This window comes from Streptomyces sp. CB02923, assembly GCF_001905005.1.
GTDB lineage: Bacteria > Actinomycetota > Actinomycetes > Streptomycetales > Streptomycetaceae > Streptomyces.
The window spans coordinates 1,178,232-1,201,598 of record NZ_LWKZ01000023.1 but is presented as its reverse complement, the minus strand read 5'-3'; the positions used below and the strand labels follow the sequence as shown (position 1 = coordinate 1,201,598).

Annotated in this window: 17 protein-coding genes; 10 read left to right on the top strand and 7 right to left on the bottom strand. The window is 70.8% G+C overall.

Translation table 11 applies throughout. The annotated features are described in order from the left end of the window. Positions 1-15: 15 nt before the first annotated feature. The 7 genes from A6A06_RS23300 to A6A06_RS23270 form a co-directional block, all read right to left on the bottom strand. Positions 16-1,374 (bottom strand): hypothetical protein, encoded by a 1,359-nt coding sequence (locus A6A06_RS23300; RefSeq protein ID WP_073763182.1) that lies wholly within the window; start codon positions 1,372-1,374, stop codon positions 16-18. Further along, a complete protein-coding gene (locus A6A06_RS23295) occupies positions 1,361-2,386 on the bottom strand; it encodes an ornithine cyclodeaminase family protein (RefSeq protein WP_073763181.1) in 1,026 nt (341 codons plus the stop codon). Before A6A06_RS23295 ends, A6A06_RS23300 begins: the two co-directional genes overlap by 14 nt. Continuing rightward, positions 2,383-3,249 (bottom strand): HpcH/HpaI aldolase/citrate lyase family protein, encoded by an 867-nt coding sequence (locus A6A06_RS23290; protein WP_073763180.1) that lies wholly within the window; start codon positions 3,247-3,249, stop codon positions 2,383-2,385. Before A6A06_RS23290 ends, A6A06_RS23295 begins: the two co-directional genes overlap by 4 nt. Next, positions 3,246-4,499, bottom strand: a complete 1,254-nt coding sequence (locus tag A6A06_RS23285; protein ID WP_073763179.1) for an 8-amino-7-oxononanoate synthase family protein — start codon at positions 4,497-4,499, stop codon at positions 3,246-3,248. The genes A6A06_RS23290 and A6A06_RS23285 overlap by 4 nt, the downstream gene beginning before the upstream one ends. Next, complete coding sequence (locus A6A06_RS23280) at positions 4,499-5,320, bottom strand: cupin-like domain-containing protein (RefSeq protein WP_199931077.1); 822 nt, start codon at positions 5,318-5,320, stop codon at positions 4,499-4,501. The genes A6A06_RS23285 and A6A06_RS23280 overlap by 1 nt, the downstream gene beginning before the upstream one ends. Before the next feature lie 135 nt (positions 5,321-5,455). Further along, a complete protein-coding gene (dmpG, locus tag A6A06_RS23275; protein WP_073763178.1) occupies positions 5,456-6,469 on the bottom strand; it encodes a 4-hydroxy-2-oxovalerate aldolase in 1,014 nt (337 codons plus the stop codon). Beyond that, positions 6,466-7,395, bottom strand: coding sequence for an acetaldehyde dehydrogenase (acetylating) (locus A6A06_RS23270; RefSeq protein WP_073763177.1), 930 nt, complete (start codon positions 7,393-7,395; stop codon positions 6,466-6,468). Before A6A06_RS23270 ends, dmpG begins: the two co-directional genes overlap by 4 nt. A 781-nt stretch (positions 7,396-8,176) precedes the next feature. Between A6A06_RS23270 and A6A06_RS23265 the strand changes: the two genes are divergently transcribed. The 10 genes from A6A06_RS23265 (at position 8,177) to A6A06_RS23220 (ending at position 23,300) form a co-directional block, all read left to right on the top strand. After that, complete coding sequence (locus A6A06_RS23265; RefSeq protein WP_073763176.1) at positions 8,177-9,445, top strand: MFS transporter; 1,269 nt, start codon at positions 8,177-8,179, stop codon at positions 9,443-9,445. A gap of 120 nt (positions 9,446-9,565) precedes the next feature. Beyond that, positions 9,566-10,954 (top strand): hypothetical protein, encoded by a 1,389-nt coding sequence (locus A6A06_RS23260; RefSeq protein ID WP_073763175.1) that lies wholly within the window; start codon positions 9,566-9,568, stop codon positions 10,952-10,954. A gap of 287 nt (positions 10,955-11,241) precedes the next feature. Next, the gene (locus A6A06_RS23255; protein ID WP_073763174.1) at positions 11,242-11,913 is read left to right on the top strand and encodes a hemopexin repeat-containing protein; all 672 of its coding nucleotides are present in this window, start codon (positions 11,242-11,244) and stop codon (positions 11,911-11,913) included. Between the two features lie 512 nt (positions 11,914-12,425). Further along, positions 12,426-12,905, top strand: a complete 480-nt coding sequence (locus tag A6A06_RS23250; protein WP_242440881.1) for a pyridoxamine 5'-phosphate oxidase family protein — start codon at positions 12,426-12,428, stop codon at positions 12,903-12,905. A 58-nt stretch (positions 12,906-12,963) separates the two neighbouring features. Continuing rightward, positions 12,964-16,290 (top strand): amino acid adenylation domain-containing protein, encoded by a 3,327-nt coding sequence (locus A6A06_RS23245; RefSeq protein ID WP_079194250.1) that lies wholly within the window; start codon positions 12,964-12,966, stop codon positions 16,288-16,290. Continuing rightward, positions 16,287-17,507, top strand: a complete 1,221-nt coding sequence (locus A6A06_RS23240; protein ID WP_073763172.1) for a cytochrome P450 family protein — start codon at positions 16,287-16,289, stop codon at positions 17,505-17,507. Before A6A06_RS23245 ends, A6A06_RS23240 begins: the two co-directional genes overlap by 4 nt. A gap of 66 nt (positions 17,508-17,573) precedes the next feature. Continuing rightward, positions 17,574-18,818, top strand: a complete 1,245-nt coding sequence (locus A6A06_RS43560) for a cytochrome P450 (protein ID WP_073763171.1) — start codon at positions 17,574-17,576, stop codon at positions 18,816-18,818. Positions 18,819-19,279: 461 nt separating this feature from the next. Next, positions 19,280-20,350: a 2,3-diaminopropionate biosynthesis protein SbnB gene (sbnB, locus tag A6A06_RS23230; protein WP_079194249.1), complete on the top strand. Its 1,071-nt coding sequence runs from the start codon at positions 19,280-19,282 to the stop codon at positions 20,348-20,350. Between the two features lie 77 nt (positions 20,351-20,427). Then, a complete protein-coding gene (gene sbnA, locus A6A06_RS23225; RefSeq protein WP_073763170.1) occupies positions 20,428-21,429 on the top strand; it encodes a 2,3-diaminopropionate biosynthesis protein SbnA in 1,002 nt (333 codons plus the stop codon). After that, positions 21,426-23,300, top strand: a complete 1,875-nt coding sequence (locus A6A06_RS23220; RefSeq protein ID WP_242440880.1) for a non-ribosomal peptide synthetase — start codon at positions 21,426-21,428, stop codon at positions 23,298-23,300. The genes sbnA and A6A06_RS23220 overlap by 4 nt, the downstream gene beginning before the upstream one ends. The last annotated feature ends 67 nt before the right edge of the window (positions 23,301-23,367 follow it).

Below are 23,367 nucleotides of genomic sequence, written 5' to 3'. Positions count from 1 at the left end.
TGAGCGGTGCTGTCGTCAGATCGCGACCATCACGTTGTCGGAACTGCTCGTTCCTGCCCGGACGCTGACGATGCCGGCGGAACCGTCGCCGTAGAACCGGCAGAACAGCCCGGCGGGGCGGCCGCCGAACACCAAGGGACCCAGCACCGGGGCGACTTCGGCGTCGTACGGCTCGTCGGAGCCGTCGGCGATCAGCGAGACCCGGCAGGTCTGCGGCTGCACGAATTCCTGCACCACGCTGGTGCCGCCGTCGACGGCGTCGCCGACGGCGGATTCCCACACGGCCTGGTCGACCTCGCGGCCGATGACCACTTGGCGTCCGCACTCCCCCAGTCCGGCCTTGAGCACCAGCAGGTCCCGGTTCCCCAGTACGAACGGGAGCAGGTCGACCTGCTGCCCCTCGCGGTCGGTCTTCCGCTCCGTCAGGATCCGCGTCCACGGCAGGTACCGCCGGACGAGTCGGCGTTCGGCCTCGGTCATCCAGGGGCGGCCCTCCGACAGCAGGCCCATGGTGAGCTTGCTGTGCAGGAAGGTCGATGTCTGGGTGCCCACCAGCAGGCAGCCGTGGTCCAGGGCGTCCTGGACCGGCGTGGTGTCGAGACCCACGTCGAGCCAGTCCGGAATGGTGAAGTTCCGCAGTCCGATGGGATGACGCAGGTGCGGGGCGCAGTCCCACGCCGCGGGCAGGTCCTCCGGCTCGAAGAAGCGTGCGGTCAGGCCGTGGCTGTTGTAGTAGTCGGCCTCCATCTCGAAGTACCGCCGCTCCACGCCGATCACCCGGGTGCTGCCGACGACGGCCACTCTGGGTGCCAGCGCCAGCTCCGCGGCGAGCGACCGGAACATCTCGGCGCGTACGGCGAACGGGCTCGGCGAGCGGTACGGGGTCCGGCCCTCCTCGTCGGCGTGGAGCGCGCGCCACACCGCCAGTCGGCTCTGCGTCTCCACCACGCCACCGAGTGCGCCGCTGACGTTGAACTCCATGAACTGCGGCCCGTCCGGCCCGATGACCAGGTCCGGTCGGACCACGCAGTCGGCGTAGCGCTCCTCGATGAACGGGTCGCGCACCCACAGCCGGTCCTCGGTGGCGGGCATGCCGTAGGCCGTCAGCCTGTCGGCGGTGGTGGGTCCGGACTCCAGGGCGGTACGGCGCAACAGCTCGACCAGGGCGACGCTCGCCCGGAAGATCTCGGCGTAGGCCGCGCGCGGGATCGCCATCGGTGCCGCGGGGAGGACCGGCTGGTACGGCCAGCCGGTGTCCCGGAGTTCGTGCCGCAGCAGGTGGCGGATCGTGTCCGCCGGTGCGGCGGGCCGCAGCCGGTGACGGCCGAACCACGGGTGTCCGCTTCCCGTACCGAGGTCCTCATACGTGTCCATCCGGCGCTCCCTCCCCTGCTGACGGAACGGCGGACGGGCCGCCCGTTCCCTGTTCGGCCGCCCGGCACGTCCCGGACAGCGCCACCGCGGCGGCGGTGTCCTCGATGGCCATCCCGACCGTACGCAGCACCGAGGTCCGGCCGACGGCGTCGACGGCGCCGCTCACCAGCCCGCCCAGCTCGTACAGGTCCTCGGCCTTGATCAAGCCGCCGGCCAGCGCGGCTCGGATCTCACCCGCGCCGTCCAGGGCGGCGGCCCGGTCCTCGACGAGGTTCACGGCGTCGCCGAGCAGGGCCGGGTCGAGTTCGACGGCTTCCGGGTGAGTGCCCCCGATCACGTTGACGTGTGCCCCGGGGGCCACCCAGTCCGCCTCCACCACGGGCGTGCCGTCGTCGGTCGAGGTGGCCGTGCAGATGACCGGCGCGTCGGTGACGGCTTCCCTGGCGGTGTCGCAGACCGTCACGCGGACGGGGCGGTCTGCGGTGTCCCGGATCCAGTCGGCGAACTTCTCGGCACCGGCGCGCGTGCGCGAGTGGATCCGGACGGTGCGGAGGGGCCGCACTGCCGCCGTCGCCCGGATCAGGGCGCGCGCCTGCACCCCCGCGCCGATCACCGCCAGGTCGTCGGTGTCGTCGGGAGTGCACCACCGGGTCGCCAGGGCGGCGACCGCGCCGGTGCGGACGGCGGTGAGTTCGGCGCCGTCCAGCAGGGCGGTGATCTGTCCCGTCTCCAGGTCGGTGAGCGCGACGATCCCGTGGATCAGCGGCAGTCCGCGGGCCGGGTTGTCGGGGGTGAGCGTGGTGACCTTGACGCTGCCCACCCCGCGCTGCTCCCAGACGGCGGGGCTGACCAGGAGGACGCGCTGGTCGCCGTGTTCGACGACGGTGCGGGCCGGGGACCTGGTGCGGCCGGCGGCCAGGTCCGTGAACATCTCGCCGAGCACGTCGATCACGCGGGTCATCCGCCGGGTGCCGGACATGTCGGCGGCGTGGATCATCACTGGCGCGGTCATGAGGCCGCACCTCCGCCGAAACGGTTCGTCCAGGCGTCCTCGCGCGCCACCGTGGCGCGGGCCAGTCTGGCGAACGGCGGGCCGACCATGTTGCCGTCCAGGACGGCGATCCCGCCGTCGGCCGCCGTCACTGCCTCGGTGACCCGGCGCGCCAGTGCCAGCTCCTCGGGCCGGGGCCGCAGGATGCGGTTGATCACGTCGAGTTCGCCCGGGTGCACCGTCGCCTTGCCGTGGAAGCCGAGTGCCCGTACCCGGGTGGTCTCCTCGGCGAGGGCCGCCGGCTCGGCGAGCCGGAAGTTGGCCGTGTCGATGCAGGCCGTGCCGTGCCGGGCGCAGGCCATCGCCATCGCCTGCCGGGCGGCCTGCAGGGCCTCCCAGGTGATCTCCACACCGAGCGTGGCGGCCAGATCGGCCGAGCCGAGCACCAGGCCGTCGGCGGCGGCCGCGAGGGCGTCGATGCCGGTGACCGCCTCGATCGTCTCCACCGTCACGTAGATCTCCGGATGCGCGCCCGCCGACGCCAGGATCCGGCGCAGCAGGTCGATCTCGGCCGCCGAGGTCACCATCGTCATCATGACGATGCCGGGCTTCACGGGGCTGTCGGTCAGCATCAGCACGTCGTGCACCGCCGCGATGCTGCCGAGTTCGTTCATGCGTACGGCGATGTTCGCCGGCTGCGCCGACTTCTCCAGCGCGGCCCGGCAGACCGTGCGGGCGGCCTGCTTGTCCGCGGGCGGTATGGAGTCCTCCAGGTCGATCAGGTGGACGTCCGCGTCGTACGACCAGGCCTTCATCACCCGTTCCGGCGACAGGGCGGGCGTGTACAGGATGCTGCGCGGGATCGCGCGTGCCGCGCCGGTCACCGGGTCACCGATTCGGGCCGGGCGGCCGCCGGGCGTGCCCCGGCTTCGACCAGCGCGGAGCAGAGCCGCTTGATCTGCTCCTCGGTCTGGCCGGCCCGCAGCATCACCCGCAGTCCGGCGGTGCCGCGGGCGACGATCGGGAAGAACACCGGCGAGGTGTAGAACCCGGCCGCGAAGACCTGCTTGGCGCCGTCGACGACCGTCTCGTCGTTCATCGGCACCACGCGGATCGGGTACGTGCTGCCGGACTGCTCGGTTGCGACCAGCGAGTCGAACAGCGCGATGTTGGACCGCAGGCGTCCCTGCAGGCGGGTGAGTTCCTCGGTGCGGTGGATCTCGGCCGAGGCGAGCGCCGCGCCGACCGCGGCGGCGTTCATCTTCTGCGAGTAGCCCAGCGGGCCCGCGAACCGTTCGACGAGCCGCCGCGTGTCCTCGCCGTATCCGTCGAGCAGGATCGCCGTGCCGCCGGCGCCGAAGCCCTTGCTCAAGGTCGCCACGGTGATGGTCCGCTCGTCCAGCACCGGAGCGTGTGAGCGTACGTAGCCGATGCCGCGCTCACCGTATGCGGACAGCGAGTGCGAGTCGTCGTAGAAGACCAGGAGGTTGTACTTCTCCTGGAGCCGGGCCAGCTCGTCGACGGGCGCGTAGCCGCCGAGGCTGTCCGAGCCGTCCACCACGTAGGCGACGCGTTCGTAGGTGCGGCACTGGTCTTCGAGGAAGTCGAGGTCGTGGTGGCGGCAGGTCACGACTTCGGTCTCGTCGGCGCAGCTCGGCTTGGCGTTGGCCATCGAGACATGGGCGTTCTTGTCGAAGACCATCAGCGGCCGGGTGCCGTTGCCGAGGTGGCCCGACGCGATGAGCGGCAGCAGGCCGGTGCTGGCCGCGGCGGTGGAGACCGCGCTGATCACCATCGCGTCGAACAGTTCGCCCAGCGACTCCTCCAGCTCCAGCAGTACCGGTGTCTGGACGCGGGTGCGCGGGATGCAGTGGTCCAGCACGCCGAAGCGGCGCAGTGCGGCGACCGCTCCGTCGATGACCTTGGGGTGGGTGTCGAGGTCCAGGTAGGAGCAGACGGTGAAGTTGACGAATGCGTGGCCGTCGGGCATCTGGAAGACACCGTCTTCGAGGTCGCCGACGATGCCGGCGACCCCGTGTTCGTAGGACATGTTCCAGAAGGTGTTGCCGATCCCGATGAGTCTGTCGTTGTTGCGGTACCGGTGGGTGGGGGTGATGGTCTTGCGTTCGCTCATCAGGAATTCACCTCGGTGGGCTGGTAGCTGTAGACGCCCTTGAACCTCCGGTAGGCGTACGTGTACAGCGCGACGCCGAGCACGTGCGGTCTGCGGAGGATCTTCTTGGACTTGAGCCAGAAGTTGACGTTGATGTTGATCTCGTCCAGCGACTCGGCCTGGTGCCACCAGCCGAGGGGCAGGTAGAGCATGTGGCCCGGTTCGAGGACGAAGTCACGGCGCTGGGCGAGCTTGGGCGCCAGCCTCGGGTAGCGCTTCAGGTCGACGTCGTCGAGGTCGACCACCTGCGACTTGTCCCCGAACCCGCGCAGCACCGACCGCGGGTAGTAGTGCCGCACACCGGGTGGGGCGATGATGAACCGTTTGCGGCCCTCCAGCGCGATGTTGAAGTTCTCGAACTCGTCGAAGTGGTTCTTGGTGAACACGCCGCGGTGGCTGATCCACAGGTTGGCCGCGTACAGGGAGTCGCCGTAGCCGAAGAACTTCTCGGCGTCGAAGCCGATGACGGCGTTCACGTCCGCCGGGCTGCTGCGGATGTTGGACACCACCCGGTGCCAGGTGTCCGCGCTGGTCAGGTGCCGCTCGTCCGCGAAGAACTCGCGGAGCAGGATGTCCCGTGTCTCCCAGCGCCCCGGGTGGTTCTTGTCGCCCGGCTCGGTGAACAGGGTGACGGTCATCCCGGCCAGGCGGGCCGCCACTTCGTCCCGGCCGAGACCCTGCACGCTGCTCGGCAGCTCGATCACCACGGGCCGGTCGGCCTTGTACAGCCCGCGGGGGCCGACGGCCAGGAACGCGTCGAACGACATGCGGGTGATCTCCACACCCGCTGAGACATCCGTTGTCACACCCGCTGACATACCTGCTGCCACACCCGCCGTCCCTCTCGACTCGGGCACCGCGTCCGGAACTGCCATGTCGTTGGTCCTCCTTTCTCAAGGGCCGGGTCGCAGAACCCGTCAGCCGTCGGTCCTGCCGCCGCTGAGTTCCGCCACCACGTCCACGATCAGGTCTTCCTGGCCGGCGATGGCCTGCCGCCGGCCGAGTTCGAAGAAGACGTCGCGCGGGTCGACGCCGGCCGCCCCGGACAGTTCGGCGACCCGGTGCCGGAATCCGGAGAACACTCCCGCCAGGCCGCTGACGATGCCCGTCGAGGTGATCACCGGTGGTGCGGGCATGAGTTCGCGCTCGGCGAGGTCGGCGGCGTCCAGCAGCCCGTACAGGTCGACGCCCGTGGCGAACCCGCTCCGCTCCAGTACCGGGACCAGCACTTCGAGCTGGGTGTTGCCCGCCCCGGCGCCGAAGCCGCGGGCGCAGCCGTCGATGATCAGGGCGCCGGCGTCGGCCGCGGCCACCGAGTTGGCGACGGCCATGCCGAGGTTGTTGTGCCCGTGGAAGATCACCGGGAGGGGGTCGACCGCCTCGACGATCGCGCTGATCCGCGCGGTGACGTCGGCGGGCAGGAAGTGGCCGGCGGAGTCCATGATCCCCACGGCCTGCGCGCCGTATCCGACGGCCTGCGCGGCCTGCGCGGCCAGTTCGTCCGGGGCGGCCATGTGGCTCATCATCAGGACGCAGTGGGCCTCGGCACCGGCGTCCCGCAGGAAGCCCAGGTGTCGCTCGGCCAGCGACGCCTCGGTGGCGTGTACGCCGATGCGGAAGACGTCGACCCCGTGGGTGATCGCCCGCCGGAGGTCGCCGGACGTCCCCCAGCCGGGCAGCATGAAGGTACCCATCCGGCTGTGGCGCAGTGCCTCCCGGACGGTCGACAGCATGTCGTCGTCGCTCGCCGCGGCCGTCCCGACCTGCAGGGAGGAGGCGCCCAGGCCGTTGCCGTGGCCGACTTCCACCACCGGGATCCGCGCCGCGTCCGCCGCTTCCGCGTAACGGCGCAGCGCGGCCGTTCCGAGCTGGTGCCGGACCGCGTGCTGGCCGTCCCGCAGCGTCGGGTCGTGGATCACCACGTGCTTCATGAGGTCACCCCTGTCCGGGACACCCGGTCCGGCCGGGCCGCGTACTGTTCGGCGACCATGACGGCAGCGGAGTTGATGATGTCGAGGTTTCCGGCGTACGGCGGCAGGACGTCGCTGTGCGCCATGACCTGGAGGGTGATCGTCACCAGGTCACCGACCGCGGTGCAGGCGGTGACCTCGTAGCCGGGGGCGAAGGACCGCACCTGCCCGGCCACCCGGTCGGCCACCGCGCGTACCGCCGCCGGGTCGGCGTCGGCCATGCGGGCGTGGACGGCCGTCCGGAAGGTCGCCGGCGGCACCGCGGGGCTGATGTTGAGGATCGCCTTGACGTCGGTCACGCCGGAGAACGCCGTCACGGCGGCACCGGTGGTCGCCACGTACTCGTCGAGGTTCAGCCTGGTGGCGCGGCCCGCGACGTCGCTGGCCACGGTCGAGACGACTTCGAGGTACGTCACCGGGAAGCGGGCCGCGAGGGCGTGCACGACCGGTACGGACGCCTGCCCGCCGCAGCTGATCAGGTTGACGTTGCGGCCGGTCGCCGCCGACACCCCGGTCACGGTGGGCGCCACCATCTGCCCGACCTTGCTGGGCGTCAGGTCGATCACCAGCGTGCCGAGCGGTTCGAGCAGCGGCCAGTGGTCCCGGTGGGACGCGGCGCTGGTGGCGTCGAAGACGACGTCGAAGGGGCGCGCGGCCGCCAGTACGGCCTCGATGCCGGCGGCGGTGGTGGCGTAGCCGAGGCGCTCGGCGTACCGCAGACCCGCCGACTCCGGATTGCGTCCGGCCACCAGCCGGCAGTCCAGCGCGGGCGACCGGTGGATCTTGCTGACCAGGTCCCGGCCGATCGCTCCGGTGCCGATGACGGCGACCGTCACCGGTTCGACGACGTCCGGGCGGGCGGTCATCAGGCCCACGCCGAGGCTCACCGTATGCCTCCGTGGGACCGGAGCCGGCCGGTCAGCGGATGACATGAGAGGCGGCGGCGGGTGCCCGTCGCACGCCTCACCGCAGCCGGTTCGCAGGTTCCCATGATCATTGTCCTCACCCTCGACGTGCGCGACTGCTCAGTGGCAGCCCTGTCCGCAGGCCCCAACTGCAGGCACCCTGGTGCCTCACCGGGATGTCCGTCCGTTCCGGAGCGTGTGCCGTCGCGGCCGGCCACGGGGCCTCTGCCGCGACCACCGGTCAGCCGGCACGGCCGACGGGCCGCCGAGAGGCATACGTGAGGAAGCCGACGCGTGGTCGCGCTACTGGAGGACGAAGAGACCAAGACCGCCCGGCCGCAGGTCGTCGCGCCGAATGCATCGGCTGCGCACACGAACCAGGAGTCTTGACGCAGTATGTGAAAGCCCCGTTGACGGCATGCCCTCCCATGCATGCACGTTGCTGACCACCGATTCAGCGCCCAGCGGCGGCGAACATATCAGAAGACCGCGGACACAAACCCTGTCCACCGCAGGGAAATTGATCTTCCGCGGAGGTGCCCGGCCGGTTCGCCCCGGGCCTTCGGGCGACAGGTGCACCGTCCACCGACGGACCTGATCATTTTTCCTCGACGCCGCTGCGGACGCCGACTATTGTCGGCAACCCCGTGCACCTGACCGTACGGGCCTCGGCGATCGGCGACGGGTGACGGGCGTCGACGACGGGGGACGGCGTATCTGAGGGGGAGACCATGGACGGTCGGCTGCGCTGCCGGACGGTGTCATGAGTGTGTCGACGACCGACAAGACCGGCTCGCAACGGCCGCGTCTGGGAGGCGACTTCTCGCGGCTGTGGTGGTCCGCCGCCGTCTCCTCGCTCGGCGACGGCGCCACGATCGCCGCCGGTCCCCTGCTGGCGACCCACCTGACCGACGACCCCCGCCTGATCGGCGCGGCCTCGGTCGCCTTCACCGCGCCGTTCATCCTGTTCGGCATCCCGGCGGGGCTGCTGGTCGACCGTCTCGACATCCGGGCGATGATGGTGCGGATCGACATCGGCCGGGCCGTCCTGCTCACGGTGCTCGCCCTCGGGATCCTCGGCGGCTGGGGTGGACTGCCGCTGCTCTACGCGTGCATGTTCCTGCTCGGCGTCGGCGAGGTCCTCTGCCGCAACGCCGCCCAGGTGCTCGTCCCCTTCATCACCCCGAAGACCGGGCTCGCCACCGCCAACGCCCGCATCATGGCAGCTCAGGAGGCCGGCACCGGCTTCGTCGGCCCGCTCGTCGGCGCGTTGCTGTTCGGTGTGGCGGCGGCCCTGCCCTTCGGTGTGGACGCGGCCACCTTCCTGTGCTCCGCCGTGCTGGTCAGCCGTATCCGCCGCACCCGGCCGATCCGGTCCGGTCCCGAGCAGGGCGGCGGCGTGCTGTCGGAGATGCTGGCCGGTGCCAAGTGGCTGTTCGCGCACCATCTGCTGCGCAGCCTCGCCCTGGTGTCCTGCCTGATCAACCTCGCCGGGAACGCGATGCTCGCCGTGCTCGTGGTGCACAGCGGCAGGGAGCTGCACCTGGGCCCGTTCGGGTACGGCGTCCTGCTCGCCTGCCAAGCCGTGGGAGCCGTCACCGCCTCACGCTTCGCCCCCGCCCTGACGGAACGTCTCGGCCGGGAAGGAGCGCTGGTCGCCACCGCCGCCCTGATCGCCACGAGCGAGACGGTGCTGGCCACCGTCCCGTCGGTGTACGCGGCCGGTGCGGCGCTCGCGCTCTTCGCGTGCGGGACGGTGACGTGGAACGTCGTCGTGGTCGTCCTGCGGCAGACGCTGGTGCCGCAGCACCTGCTCGGGCGGGCCAACAGCGTGTACCGGCTCGTCGCCTGGGGCGGGCTGCCCATCGGTGCGGCGGCCGGAGGCATCGTCGCCGCCGAGATCGGCACCCGCGCCGTGTTCGGCGTCGGCGCGGTGGTCATGGCGGCCGTCGCGGTGGCGCTCCTCGTGGGCGCCCGCCACCGGTGGATCACCCGCGCCGAACAGGCTCCGCAAGCGACGGACACGCACTGAGCGGGCAGCCGACCGGCGCACGCACGGCGCCAGGGCGCTTCTGATGGAACTCCGCGGCTACGCGCGCCCCGGGCACCGACGCCGTACCGGACACACGGTCCGCTCCGGAAAGGACATGCGATGACGACCACGAGCCCGCCCGAACCGCCCCGGTCGCGGTTGGGCCATGCGTACGGGGAGCAGCTCGCGCGGCACGCGCCGACGGGCCACCCCGCGGCCGCCGCCCGGGAATCGGCCGAACTCACGCTGGCGTACCAGGACCGGTTCCTGAACGGCCCCGCCTTCCTCAGCGAGACCGAGCGCCGCGCCGTCGTGGGAGATCTCCACACGGTGTACGGTCTGCTGCGCTCGCTGCCGGACCGGGTGTTCGGCGGAAGCCTCGGCGCACTGGCCGCCGCGGTCGGCATGGACCCCCTGCAATCGGCGCTGATCACGCGCAGTGCCCGGACCGGGTCGCTCCTCCCGCTGGGCCGGGCCGACCTCTACCACGACGGTGCGGGGTTCAAACTTCTCGAATTCAACATCACCAGCGCGCTCGGCGGCTTCGAGAACGCCGACATCAACCGGGCCATGCTGGCGTACCCGCCGCTCGACGCGTTCGTACGACGGCACGGGCTCCGCTACCGGGACACGCTGGGCTGCATGGTGCGGAGCATGTACGCCGAGTGCGCCGCGACCATTCCCACCGGCCGGACACCCGTCGTCGCCGTGGTGGACACGGTGGACAACTTCGCCATCGTGGGGCCCCGGCTGCGAATCCTCGCCGCGAAGCTGGCCGACCACGGGGTCGAGGGCATCGCCTGCGACCTCGGCGCGCTCACGTACCCGAACGGCCGTCCCACGGTCGCGGGCCGGACCGTCGACGTCGTCTTCCGGTATTTCCTGCCCGAGGACCTCACCGACCCCGCCTCGACGGCCCAGCTGGAGTCCCTGCTCGTCGCCGCCGAGCAGGGCAGGGTGGGCCTGTTCAGCCGGCTGGACGCGGAGCTGTACGGCAACAAGGGCACCCTGGCGATCCTCTCCGACGAGCGGCATCGCGACCTGTTCGATGCCGCCGAACTGGCCTGCGTCGACCGGCTCCTGCCGTGGACGCGGTACGTGCGCCCGCGTACGACGGAGCCTGACGGCGCCCGGGTCGACACGCTCGCCTACGCCTTGGCCCACCGGCCCGAGCTGATCCTGAAGCCGACGCTGCTGCACGGTGGCAACGGAATCGTCGCCGGCTGGGACGTGGACGCGGCACAGTGGGAGAACGAGGTCGCCTCGGCGATGAACGGCCCCTTCGTGCTCCAGCGCCGTGTACGTCCCACCGCCGAGCCGTTTCCCGACGGCACCGGCGGCGTGCGGGAACTCTTCCTCAACTGGGGCATCTACGTGGGCGCACGCGGCGTCGACGACGACGGTTACGGCGGCGGCTTCGTGCGGGGCAGCACCGACCCGGCCGTGGGAGTGGTCAGCGTGGGCAGTGGTGCCGCGGTCGGTTGCGTCTTCCACGGTGGTGACTGTTGATGCCGGGCCGCGGACTCACGGCAGTCAAGGGTGGGGCTGGGACCGGAGTTTCCGGGTGAGTTCCGGGGTGTATGACGGGCTTGGTGGACTTGGTGGGCTTGCGGGGCCGCTGAGGGAGTTCGGGTGGATGTGGCATGGCTCGATCTGAATGGCGGGATGGCGATGAATGAGCCGATACGTGATAGTGCCGTGACACGACGGTAGGGGGATGGCAAGGTGACGGGACGAGCTCGACCAGCCGCCGGCCGGCGTCCACCAGACCCATCGACCGCGAGAGGGTGTGGCACGTGGCAGAGCAGACCGCTTCACCGGGGTCCTTCTACCGGCGTATCGACGCAGTGGTGAGGGCCAAGGGCAACGACCCCATCACGTGGATCCTCAAGGACAACTCGTACGTGCGCTACGACATCAAGGAAGACCACGGCTTCGAGGGGTACCCGAAGCTCATCGAGGGCAACTGGCCCGGCCTGGTGGACAGCTTCGGGCGCGGCATCGACGCCGCGCTCAACCGCCGGGACCAGCCGCAGATCGTGTACCTCTTCAAGGACAGCCAGTACGTCCGCTACGACCTGGACTCCGACAAGGTCGAGCCGGGCTACCCGCTCAGCATCGCGGAGCAGTGGTCGGGGCTGCCGACGGACTTCCAGCTCGGCGTCGACGCGGCGGTCAACCACCAGAGCAACCCGAACGTCAGCTGGTTCTTCAAGGACGACCTGTACGTTCGCTACGACGTACCGAACGACAAGCTGCTGGGCGGGCCGACGCCCATCCTGCGCGGCTGGCGCGGACTGCCGGAGAACTTCCAGCGGGGCATCGACGCGGCCGTCAACTCGGTGCTCGACACGGACAAGGTGTACCTGTTCAAGGACGACCAGTACGTCCGGTACGACCTGGCCAGTGACCGGACCGACAGCGGCTATCCGCTGCCGATCGAAGGGAACTGGAACTTCTTCGTGTGACCCGGGCAGCATGATGCCCTCGTCGCCGCAGTGCCCCGCCCGGCTGGTCCCGGGCGGGGCATCTGCTTTTTCGATGGCTGCTCAGCGGCCGTCGACAGTGCGGCCGGCGCGACCGGGAGGCTGACGGCGCGTTCCAGCCCCGTCCTCCGGCGCGGCCCGCGTCGCGGCCCTGGCCGCACATACGGCTCGGACATGCGGCTCGGACGCGCGATGCGGACGCGCGAACCGGACACCGGGCCGGAGCACGGTTCGGGCACACGGCGGTGGAGCGCGGTTCGGGCACACCGCCCGGGTACACGGTTCCGCTGTACCCCGTAGGTGAGGAACCCCTCCTGGACGTGCCTTCTCCGAGCCTCGTAAGAAGCGGCTGAAAACCGCCTAAAGCGTATGTTTGTAGGTCATTCGGCAGGGGAGTGATCCCTTCGCTTCAAGATTCTTCTCGCGGCAGCGTCGCCGCACCACCACCTCTTCAGCCGCAGTTACGAGACAGGAGTTCGCCCATGCTTCCCGCCATGTCGCGCCCCGACCGTGAACGTTTCCTCGCCGAACCACGCGTCGGGGTCCTGAGCGTGACGGACTCACGGGGCGGTGACCGGGCGCCGTTGACCGTGCCGGTCTGGTACGGCTACGAGCCCGGTGGCGAGGTCGTCGTCCAGACGGGGCGTCAGACCATCAAGGCCCAACTCCTACGCGCCGCAGGGCGGTTCAGCCTCTGCGTGCAGGACGAGGGGCGGCCCTACCGGTACGTCAGCGTCGAAGGGCCGATCACGGCGATCGGGGACCCGGTGGGTGCCGCCGTGCGCGAGGGCCTGGCCCGGCGGTACCTGGACGACGCCGAGGAGGCGCGCGGGTACCTGGCGGCCACCGCCGACCAGCTGACGGACGACATCGTCTTCCGGATGCGCCCGCAGCACTGGCGCAGCGCCGACTTCTCCGCCTTCGCGGCCGACTTCGCCGAAGCAGGCGCCGGCGAGGGCCCCGGTACGCCCTGAGCGCACCCGTCTGCTGCTCATCGCCGTACCACACGCACGTTGGAGCGAAAGAGACTCGATGACCGACACCTCCGTTTCCGTACGCCCGTTCTCCCGGCCGCCGGCCCGGGACACCGGTGCCCCCTCCCCCGGCTACCCCAGGGACAGCCTCCTTCCGGAGCTGTTCGAGGCCCAGGCGGCGGCGCGGCCGCACGCCCCGGCGGCCCGGCACGGGGAGCGCACGCTGACCTACGGACAACTCGACGCCCACGCCGACGCTTTGGCGGCGCGCCTGGCCGCTCGTGGAGTCCGGCCCCGTGACCTGGTCGGCGTGTGCGGCAGCCGCTCGCTGGAAGCGCTGGTGGCGCTGGTGGGCATTCTCAAGGCCGGTTGCGCGTACGTACCGCTGGACGAGGATCTTCCGCCCGCCCGGTTGCGGGCGATGGCCGAGGACGCGGGGCTCAGTGCCGCGGTCACCTTGCCGGGCAGTACGCGCCGGGTGCGAGGTCTACGCGTGTCCGTCGGGCTCGGTTCTCTCGACCGGCCCGACGACGCCCCCCGTGCCGACGCGTCGCGCACCGGATCCGCCACCGACTGCGCCTACGTGGCCTTCACCTCCGGCACCACCGGCCGCCCCAAGCCGGTCGCGCTCACCCACCGCGGCGTGGTCCGCCTCGTGCTGTCGGACCCCGGGCTCGCCCCGCCCGCACCGGGCGACGGGGTGCTGCACGCCTACGGGCTGTCCTCCGACGCCTCGACGATCGAGATCTGGGGCGCCCTGCTGACCGGCGCGTGCCTGATCGTCGCCGACCGCGAGGAACTGCTCTCGCCCACGGCTCTTGAGCAGTTGTTCCGTGCGGGCGACGTGACCATGGCCTATCTGACGACGAGCGTCTTCCACCTCGTCGCCCGGACGCGGCCCGCGGCCTTGGCCCCGCTGCGTTTCGTCTCCGCGGGCGGGGAGGCGATGGACCCGCGCCTGGCGAACGCCGTCCTCGCGGCCTGCCCCGGCACCACGGTGGTCAACTTCTACGGCCCGACCGAGAACGCCGTGGTCTCCACCGCCCACGTACTCGGCCCGCTGCCCGAAAACGCCGCGCACGTTCCGCTGGGACGCCCCTTCGGCGCCTCCACCTGCCACGTCCTGCGGGCCGACGGCTCGCCCGCCGGTCCGGGTGAGGAAGGGGAGCTGTACGTCGGCGGGGACGGGCTGGCCCTGGGCTATCTCGGCGACCCGCAGCTGACCGGCGAGCGTTTCGTGGCGCTGCCCTCGGTGGAACCGGGCGGGCTGCTGTACCGGACCGGCGACCGGGTCGTACGGCACGCCGACGGCCTGCTGGAGTCCCGCGGGCGGCTCGACCGCCAGGTCAAGCTCCGCGGTGCACGCATCGAGCTCGACGAGGTGGAGACCCGATTACGAGCCCATCCCGAGGTCGGCGAAGCGGCCGTCGAAGTCGACGCGCACGGCCTGACCGCCTACGTCACGGCCACCGCTCCCGGCCGCCTGCTGCCGCTGCCCGCGCTCCGCGCGTACTGCGCCGAGTGGCTGCCGCCGCAGGCCGTTCCGGCGCTGGTGCCCCTGGACCGCTTCCCGGTGACCAGCGGCGGCAAGATCGACCGCACCCGTCTGAAGTCCGCCGCACTGCTGTCCGGCCCGGACAGCCGTACCGGCCAGGAGTCCGCCACACCACCGCCCGCAGCGGGCGCCCGGACCGGCACAGGCCGGAAACCCGTCGCATCCCCGCCCGGCCCCGGTGACGCCACGGCGACCGCGCAGCGCCCGGACGAGCCGGAGGTCTCCCCCGGCCTGCTCGGCCTCCTCACCGAAGTGTGGGAGCAGGTGCTGCGCGTCCGGCCCACGCCCCAGGACGACTTCTTTCTCCTCGGCGGTGACTCCCTGCTCGCCTCGGAGGCCGTCACCCGGACCCTGACCGTGCTCGGCCTCGACGCCGCTCTGGGCTCCGCCCTCATCAGGGCCTTACTGGCCGCGCCCACCCTCGAACGCTTCACCGAAGCCGTACACCAGGCCCGCCAACACCGGGCCGGCGACGGCGCAGGCGGACCGGCGGGCGCGGAAGAACCGGCCGTCGACTTCGTCGAGGAAACCGCACTCGGCTTCAGCCTCCCGCCTGCCGAGGGCCCGGCCCCCCGACCGCACGACGCGCGGGACGTCCTCCTCACGGGCGCTTCCGGATTCGTCGGCGCCTTCCTGCTGCACCGCCTGCTGCACGCGACGCCCGCCACCCGCATCCACTGCCCCGTACGGGCGACGAGTCCCGCCCACGCCCGGCAGCGCATCCGTACCGCGCTCACCCGCTACGGTCTGCACCTCGACGGCGCCGACTGGCAGCGCGTCGAGTGCTTCCCCGGGGACCTGACCCAGCCGCGGCTGGGACTCGACGCCGACCACGCCGACGCGTTGGCCCGCTGCCTGGACCTGATCGTTCACAACGGCGCCCGGGTCAACTTCCTCTATCCCTACCGGCAGCTGCGCCCGGCGAACGTCGAAGGAACCCGCGAGGTCATCCGGATCGCCGCGCCCCGCCGGGTGCCGGTGCACTTCGTCTCCACCGTCGCGGTCGTCGCCGGATTCGGCGCCGCCGGGGTGCGCGAGGTGGACGAGGACCTGCCGCCGGCCCATGCCGAGGGATTGACCATGGGCTACGCGGAGAGCAAGTGGGTCGCCGAAGGAGTGCTGCGGCGGGCGGCCGAGCAGGGCCTGCCGGTGGCCGTGTACCGGCCGTACGAGGTCACGGGCGACCGGGCGCACGGCGTGTGCAACACCGAGACGGCCATCTGCTCGCTGTTCAAGATGATCGCCGATACGGGACTGGCACCCGACATCGAGCTCCCGATGGACTTCGTCCCCGTCGACCATCTCGTCGAGTCCCTGGTCCACATCGCCACCCACCGACCGGCCGAAGGCCAGGTCTACCACCTGACCAACCCGCGCCCGGCGATGCTGTCGGACGTCCTGGACCGGATGCGCGCGGCCGGCTTCCGCCTCGGCACCCTGCCGTACGACGCATGGGTCGGCGAGCTGGTGCGTCACGTCGCCGAGAACCCGACGACCGCCACGGCGCCGTTCGTGTCCCTGTGCGTGGACCGCAGCCGCACCGCCGACATGTCGGTCAAGGAGATGTACCTCAAGGGGACCTTCCCCGTCCTGGGACGCCGCAACGTCGACCAGGCGCTGGCCGGCAGCGGGCTGCACTGCCCGCCGGTGGACTCCGCCCTGCTGGACCGCTACCTGGAGTACTTCTTCACCTCCGGTTACCTCACGCGCCCGACGCCCGCGCCCGCGCACATATCCGCGCCCGCGCCCGCATCCCTACCTGCGCCCGCGCCCGCGCCGGGGCGGACCACACCGTGCACCTCCACGACGGGACCGGAGACCACCCCATGAGCCAGTCCGAAGCCCCCGAAACCCTCGTCCCGGTCCCGGAGGTCGAACCCGGTACCGCCGGGCCGCCGTGCGCCTACGCCCGCCTGCGTGCCGAGGCGCCCGTCGTCAAGGCGCAGCTTCCCAACGGCGAGACCGGCTGGCTCCTCAGCCGCTACGAGGACGTGCGTGCCGCGTTCGCCGACCCCCGGCTCGTACGGCCGCTGCTGTCGGCCTGGCCGCCGCGCGAGGGCGGCGACGCCCCGCCGCCGTGCCTGCCGACCTTCCTGGAGATGACCGGCGCGCATCACGAGCGTGTCCGCCGTACCGTCCTGCCGATGTTCGGCCGCCGGCAGCTGGCGTTCATGGAACCCCGGATCCGCACGATGGCCGAGGATCTCATCGACACGATGGTGGCCGGGGCGGACGGCGGCACGGCGGATCTCGTCGCCTCCTACGCCGAGCCGCTGCCCCTGCGGGTGCTGTGCGAGACCGTCGGGCTGCCGTACGAGGACCGCGGGATCTACCTGCCGCACACCCTCGCGCTGCTGGGCGCGTCGGGACTGACGATGGAGGAGGTACTCGCGGCCCTGTACGCCCTGCAGGACTACGCCGGTGAACTCATCGCCCGCAAGGAGGACGACGGCGACGGCGACGACTACATCCGCCTGTTGCTGGCCGAGGCCCGCCGGTCCGGGAGCGGGATCACCCGGGACGACGTCGTCAGTTTCGTCGTCACCATGCTCATGGCCGGTTACAAGACCAACATCCAGCACACGGGCAACGCCCTGCTCGCGCTGCTCACCCACCCCGAGCAGCTGCGAACGCTGCGCGAGGTGCCCGAGCGGACCGGCGCCGCGGTGGAGGAACTGCTGCGGTACGTCCCGCTGATGAACGCCATCAACATCCTCGTGGCGACCGAGGACCTCACCCTGCACGGGCAGCACATCCGTGCCGGTGACGCGGTCGTGCCCGTACCGGCGTCCGCCAACCGCGACCCCGCGGCGTTCGCCGAGCCCGACCGCCTCGACCTGGCACGGACCCCCAACGCGCACGTCGCCTTCGGGCACGGGCCGCACGCGTGCACCGGCGGGCACCTGACGCGGATGCAGCTCACCATCGCGATCCAGGTCCTGCTGGAACGGTTGCCCGGAATCGAACTGGCCGTACCGGCCCAGACCGTCGACTGGGACGAATCCACCCCGCTGCGCGCACCGGCCAGGCTCCCCGTCCGCTGGTGAACCCCGGCGCCGGGCCCTGGAAACGAAACCGACCGCACGACCGACTCGCAGAGAGGCACTCACCACGTGACCACACCGCCGCAAGCGCCCGCCCCCGGTCCGGCCGCGCACGACGAGCCACTGCCGCACTACCCCTTCAGCACCAAGGGCGACCGGCTCGCGCCTGAGCTCGACGAGCTGCGCGGCCGCTGCCCCGTGGCGAAGGTCAGGACCAATTCCGGCGAACAGGCGTGGCTGGTGACCGGCTACGAAATGGCCCGGCGCGTACTGCGGGACCGTTCGTTCGCCCGCTCCGCGCTGGCCGAGACGGACCGCCCCGCCCAGGACACCCCGATCCTGGCGCCCGAACTGCTCGACGCCATGAACCACCTCGACCGGGCCGGGCTGCGCGACGAGGTCCTCCGGTCCCTCGGCCGCGACCAGCCCGAACTGCCCGCCGACTGGGTCGCGGGCATCACCGCGGAGGGCCTGGACGCCATGGTCGGCCAGGGCAGCCCCGGCGACCTCCAGCGTCATTTCGCGCAGTGGGTCGCCGCCCAGTGCATGTGCCGGCTCCTCGGTCTGCCCTTCGCGGACCACGACTGGCTCACCGTACGGGCCGACCTGGACCTGACCATGGTCACCCCGGCTCCCGAGGAGCTCGCCCGCAACTGGGAGGAGATCCGTGCGTACATGGACGCGCACATGGCCGGGCGCCGCCCCGGCGAGCCGCGTGGCCTCGCCGACCGCCTCGCCGACCTCAACGCCACGCACCGGAAACCGACGGACCGGAAACTGACGGACCGGCAGCTGTCGAACATCCTGGCCGTTCTGTTCGTCAGTGGTTACGAGGACTTCGCGAGCTTCCTGGGCGTGGGGGCCTTCAATCTGCTCCAGCACCCCGAGGTCATGGACGCCGTGCGGGCCCGGCCGCAGACGATGCCGCAGTGCGTGGAAGAGCTGCTGCGGTGCAGCGTCGTCCTGGGCAACGCGATACCCCGCTTCGTGACCCGGGACGCGGACCTGGGGCCGGCTCAGGTGAAGGAGGGCGAAATGATCCTGCTCTCCCTGGACGCCGTCAACTTCGACTCCACCGCCTTCACGGACCCCAAGTCCTTCACTCCCACCCGCTCCCCCAACCCGCACTTGCGATTCGGCTACGGCCGCCATCACTGCCCCGGCGCCCACCTGGTCCGCCGCCAGTCCGACACCGCCTTCCGCGTCCTTCTCGCCCGCCTGCCGGACATCCGGCTGGCCGTACCGCCAGCAGACGTCTCCTGGCACCCGAACCGCATGGCGATCATGCCGGCCGAGGTCCCCGTGACCTGGTGAGCCGTGGGGCGGGCCCTGCGGAATGCGCCGTGTCACCACCACGGCCCACAGGGCCCGCCTCCGCGTCCACGGCGCCGAGCAGATCCGCGGCCGGCCGTCCCGAAGTTCCCGCTCCGTGAACCATCCGACCTCACCTCAAACACACAATTACCTAGACTCCGGGTTCAATACCTCCGCCGCACTTTACCTCCTTTTTACCCGCCAGAAAAACGCGGAGCCGGTGTGACGTACGCCATGTTGCGACCGGTCTTTGTTTCCCACACCATCCTTGTGACGCCGCCCCGCCTATGCTCCCGATGCACGTGACCGGGGTATGCCCGGCGCGATCCGGGCGTTGCGCCGCAATGAGTCAGCACCGAAGAAAGTGAAGCAATGATCAGGCACGTCCCTTCGCCATCCGGATATTTAGTCCGAACTCTTTTGCCTGCGCGTTCCGCGACAAGGACAGGGGAGGACCTCCGGTGAATATCCAGCCGCAAGGGGACGGGACGGAGAATTCCCAGGAACACCCTGGCATTCCTTCGTTCAGCGTCATATCCGGCGCCCAGGTCAAGAAGGTGCTGACCGGCCGGGAAGACATGGTCGTCGATCTGGTGTCCGACACCTACCGACTGCACGACGCCGGCGGGACCGTCAATCCCCCCTCTTATTTTCTTCGCTTCCCCGACCGGCCCAATTCGCGCATCATCGCGCTTCCCGCGGCTCTCGGCGGGGATTCCGGCGTGGACGGCATCAAGTGGATATCCAGCTTCCCGGACAACGTCCGGCACGGAATTCCGCGCGCCTCCGCCGTACTGGTGTTGAACGATCCGGAGACCGGATATCCGTTCGCCTGCCTGGAGAGTTCCATCATCAGCGCGGTGCGGACCGCCGCTTCCGCGGCACTCGCCGCCGACCGGCTCAGCCAGACCAGGGGCCGGGCCACGCGTATCGGCTTCATCGGTACGGGACTGATCGCGCGGTACATCCACACCTATCTGGCGGGCACCGGATGGGAATTCGACAGTGTCGGCATCCACGACCTGTCCGTGGAACACGGTTCGAGCTTCCGCGCATACCTGCAGCGAACGGACGGCGCCCGCGACGTCGTGCTCCACGACAGCGCCGAAAGCCTGATCAAGTCCTCCGACCTGGTGGTGTTCGCGACGGTCGCCGGCACCCCGCACGTACACGCCCCCGAGTGGTTCGCGCACCATCCGCTGGTGCTGCACGTCTCGCTGCGCGACCTGTCCCCGGAGATCATTCTCGGCTCGGCGAACATCCTGGACGATGTCGAGCACTGCCTCAAGGCGGACACCTCACCGCACCTGGCCGAGCAGCGGACCGGGAACCGGGACTTCATCACCGGCACGCTGTCCGAGGTCATACGTGGTGACGTACAGGTCCCCCAGGACCGGCCGGTCATCTTTTCCCCGTTCGGTCTGGGCGTCCTGGACCTCGCGGTGGGCAAACTCGTCTGGGACGAATTGCGCAGGTCCGGCGATTTGATGGTCGTGGACGAGTTCTTCTCCGAGGTCCGGCGTCATGGGTGACGCACATCATGCCCATGACGTCCGTGAGGCACACGACGCACGTGACGGCTCGCTTCGCCTGAGGACGGGGGTGCGATGTGCCGATCATCGCCAGCCCTGACGAGTTCAACGTGGAAGACTTATATGTCGACTTGAGCCCCATGGCGTCCGAGTCGCTCTACCTGAAGTGCGAAGGATTCAATTTCGCCGGCTCCGTCAAGCTGAAGGCCGCGGTCGAGATGGTGGATTCCGCGGAACGGAGCGGACTGCTCTCCCGGGACTCCGTCATCGTCGAGTCATCGTCCGGAAATCTCGGCGTGGCGTTGGCCATGATAGCCGCGAGCCGCGGCTACCAGTTCGTCTGCGTGACCGACGCGCGGTGCAACAGGGCCACCCGCGAGCTGATGGAATCCTTCGGGTGCCTGGTGCACACGGTCACCGATCCGCAGCACGAGGGTGGTTATCTCGGTGCCCGCCTGGAGTACCTGCGGAAGTTGTGCGCTTCCGACGACCGTTACGTATGGCTGAACCAGTACGCGAACCCGAGCAACTGGATGGCCCACTACCGGAAGACCGCCCCGGCCCTCTCGCGTGATTTCGAGCAGCTGGACGTCCTGTTCGTCGGGGCGGGAACGACGGGCACCCTGATGGGCTGCGCCCGGTATTTCCGCCAGAACCGGCCCGACGTCACCATCGTGGCCGTCGACTCGGTGGGGTCGGTCTCCTTCGGCGGTCCGGCGGGCCGGCGGATGATTCCGGGACTGGGAGCGGGTGTACGGCCCCAGCTGCTGGACGAGTCGCTCGTGGACGACGTGGTCGTCGTACCCGAATACGAGACCATCCGGACGTGCCATCAACTGGCGTCGCGCGGATACCTGTTCGGCGGTTCCACCGGGACGGTGGTGACGGGCGCCGTGCAATGGCTGGCCGAGAAGCGCCCGCGGGCGAACTGCACGGCGGTCGCCATCTCTCCGGACCTCGGGGAGCGCTACCTCGACTCGGTGTACGAACCCGACTGGGTTCAGCGGAATTACGGCCTGGACGTAGACCGGCAGGCCGCGCGCGGCAAGTCCCTCACCACCTCCGGAGCCGTGGAATGACATCGTCAGAGGTTCCGGTCACGATGCCGGACGTACCCATGGAGCCGCCCTGGCCGGCCCAGGGCATACCCGAACTCGTCGCCGCACAGGCAGGCCGCACGCCCCACCGGGTGGCCGTGCGCTGCGGCCGGCGGTCGCTGACCTACGGGGAACTGATCGGTGCCGCGTCAGCGGTGGCGGACCGGCTCGAACGGCACGGCATCGGCCCCGGGCAGCGGGTCGCGGTGCGGATCGACCGCTCGGCCGACCTTCCCGTGGCCCTTCTCGGGGTGCTCCTGGCAGGCGCCGCGTTCGTACCCGTCGATCCGGCTTATCCGGCGGAGCGCCAGGACTACATGCTGCGCGACAGCGAGGCGCGGGTCGTTCTCACGGTCGGCAGGCTGACGGGTGGCGCGGAGTCGGCCGAGGTCCTCCTGCTGGACGAGCCGGACACCGGCGCGTACCCGTCGCACGCGGACACCTCGAACACCGCAGACGCCGCAGACGCCGCGGTTGCGGAGGTGCGCCCGCGTGCCGGGCAGGACGATCTGGCGTACCTGATGTACACCTCCGGTTCCACCGGCCGGCCCAAGGCCGTGGCCGCGGACCACCGTTGCCTGGTCAAGGGCGTGCTGTCGATGGCGTCCGTGGTCGGTCCGGGCCCCGATGACGTGTGGCTCTCCCTCACCTCGCCCTCGTTCGACCCGGTCCTCGTCGACCTGTTCCTCCCGCTCGTGTCCGGTGGATCCGTCGTGATCGCCGAGGACCAGCAGATTCTGGACGGCCAGGCGCTGAGCGAGCTGATGGCCGAACGTCGGGTGACCGTGGTCCAGGCCACGCCCTTGGCCTGGAGCATGCTGCTCGACGGCGGGTGGAACGGAGGTCTGCGGGTCGCCCTGTGCGGGGGCGAGCCGTTGTCCCCGTCCTTGGCGGCGCGCCTGTGCGCGGGGGCGCAGCACGTGTGGAACATCTACGGGCCCACCGAAACCACCATCTGGTCGACCGCTCACCCGGTCACGGGCGCCGACGAGGGCGTTGTCCCCGTGGGCAAGCCGCTGCCGGACACCACGCTTCACCTCCTGGACGGAGAGCGCCGGCCGGTCGCCCCCGGGATGCAGGGAGAGATCTGGATCGGCGGCGGTGGAGTCACGCGCGGCTACGCCCGGCAGCCGGGATTCACGGCCGAGCGTTTCGTGCCTGACCCGTTCGGCCCGCCCGGTGGGCGGCTCTACCGCACCGGAGACACCGGACGGCTGAACGCGGCCGGGGATCTGGAGCTGACGGGACGCGTCGACCACCAGATCAAGATTCGCGGCCACCGGGTGGAACCCGGCGAGATCGAAAGCCGGCTGGCGGAGGAACCGTCCGTCGCCGAGGCGGTGGTCATGCCGCACGGGACCGGTGAGAACCGGCGGCTGGTCGCCTGTGTGCGGCCGGCGCGGGACGCGGTCGTGGACGAGACGCGGCTGCGAGCCCATGCGGCGGCGCGGCTCCCCCGGCACATGCTGCCCTCCGCGTACGTGACCGTCGGCGAGTGGCCTCGCACGCCGAACGGCAAGGTCGACCGACGCGCCTTGGCCGAGCTCCCCGTTCCGGCTCCGGCACCCGAACCCGGGTCCGGACCGTCCGACGACGGAGTGCACGGGGTGACCGACGTGCTGGCCGGCATCTGGCGGGACCTGCTGGGTGCTCCGCCGCACGGCGAGGAGGCGGACTTCTTCGCGCTGGGCGGCACGTCTCTGGACGTCATGCGCATGACGAAGGAGATCCGGTCCCGCTTCGGCGTCCGGCTGAACGCCGTGCAGCTCATGCGAAGGGCGACGCTGGGCGCCCAGTCGGAGGCCGTGGCACAAGCCCTCGCGCTCTCGGAACCCGCCCGCCCGCAGTCGTAGGCACCTCGTTGGAGAATGATCACGCATGCACGACACCGCTGAACCCCGGCCTCTCCCGGCCATCATG